The sequence below is a fragment of the Sulfolobus sp. B1 genome (assembly GCF_007050195.1).
Taxonomy (GTDB): Archaea; Thermoproteota; Thermoprotei_A; order Sulfolobales; family Sulfolobaceae; genus Saccharolobus.
The window spans coordinates 1-1,551 of sequence record NZ_QIMI01000235.1; the positions used below are offsets into that span (position 1 = coordinate 1).

General features: G+C 33.8%; 3 protein-coding genes. 1 reads left to right on the forward strand and 2 read right to left on the reverse strand.

The window, feature by feature from the left end:
- A partial coding sequence (gene alaXM / locus DMP16_RS09785) for an alanyl-tRNA editing protein AlaXM (RefSeq protein ID WP_143577182.1) occupies positions 1–670 on the reverse strand: 670 nt, incomplete at its 3' end.
- Complete coding sequence (locus DMP16_RS09790; RefSeq protein ID WP_069282303.1) at positions 671–943, reverse strand: Hsp20/alpha crystallin family protein; 273 nt, start codon at positions 941–943, stop codon at positions 671–673. It abuts the gene before it with no gap.
- An 88-nt stretch (positions 944–1,031) separates the two neighbouring features.
- On the opposite strand from DMP16_RS09790, the gene DMP16_RS09795 reads away from it, so the two are divergent.
- Positions 1,032–1,551, forward strand: a 520-nt coding sequence (locus DMP16_RS09795) for a Snf7 family protein (RefSeq protein WP_143577183.1), incomplete at its 3' end; no start/stop codon positions are given.

The window sequence follows — 1,551 nt, forward strand, 5'->3', positions numbered from 1 at the left end:
CTTTTCCTTTATTTTCTACTTTTAATAAAACAATTTCTCCTATTTCTCTAGTATTTTTAACGTGGGGTCCTCCATCAGCTTGTATATCAATGCCTGGTATTTCAACTATTCTCCATATAGGAATTTCTGGAGGGTTCCTCCCAGCTAGTTTTACTATTGCTGGAATCATTAATGCTTCATCTCTAGGTAAAAAGTACACCTTAACATCTATTGACTTTTTAACAATCTCGTTCGCTTCATTTATTAGCTCTATTAGTATTGCCTTATCCTCTACGTTAAAATCATCTTTAGCGTATTCTGGGCTTATGTGACCTCCAGTTATAAGAGAACCAAATTTCTCGTAGGCTAAAGCAGAAATTATGTGAGAGGCAGTATGAAGTCTCATCATCCTATATCTTCTTTCCCAATCAATAACTCCCTTTACTAATTCGCCTTCATTAAACTTGTTAGATTCAACCTTATGCAATATTTCTCCATTCTCTTTTTTTACCTCTAGTACTTTTACCTTTTCGCCTTTATTATTTTCTAAAAAACCTAGGTCGTTTTCTAACCCTCCTCCTCCCGGATAGAATGCTGTCTTATCTAAAATTACATAGTTATCAAGTATTTTTATGACCTTACTTTCGAATTCTTTAACGTATGAATCATTAAGATATAGTTCTTCGGTCATTTAGTTTACTTTATTCCCTTGAATTATAAATATACCGTTTTTGTAGTTAAAGGTGACCGTTGATGAGTCAATTCTAGTAGGTAATGCTATTATTTTAACAATGCTATTATTTACGGAATTTAATATATATATTTTTTCTCCATCAGATTTAATTAAAATCCTGTTATAAGTTACCTCTTTACCTCTAAGATCTAGGTATATTACTACCTTATCTTGACTGATATATACATCGTAGTCTGGATCTTCATCTTCTCTAATAAACACGTTAGGCATATTACTTATCTTGGATTCGATTGATTTAAACTCTTAGTACCTTACCCTTCACCTTAAAAAAGTAGAGTGAGTAAGATATATATTAGCCATGCTTGGTAAAGATTTCCAAAAGATATGGGGAGAAAAAGAAGAAAAGTATAAGTTTAAGGGCTCAAAGGAGCCACTTAAATACAGATTAGTTCAAGCTCACTATAAAATTAGTTCAATGATTAGTAGATTAGATGCATATATCAGTAGGATGCAGGAAAGAGATAAAGTTCTATTTGAGAGGGTAGTGGAAGCACAGATGGCTAAAGATACACAAAGAGCTGCTATGTATGCTAATGAGGTAGCAGAAATAAGGAAGATATCCAAGCAGCTATTGACTACTCAAATTGCCTTAGAGCAAGTGGAATTAAGGTTAGAGACAGTTTCAGAACTAGGTGACATATTTGTCAATTTAATACCGGTTTTAGGAGTAGTTAATGAGCTTAAGAGTACGTTGAGAGGGATAATGCCAGAAGTCTCGATCGAATTAGCTGACTTAGGAGAAGGATTACAAGAAATAGTAACAGAGTCTGGAGAGTTCACTGGCTTATCAACATATTCAGCAGCCTCTTCACCAGAAG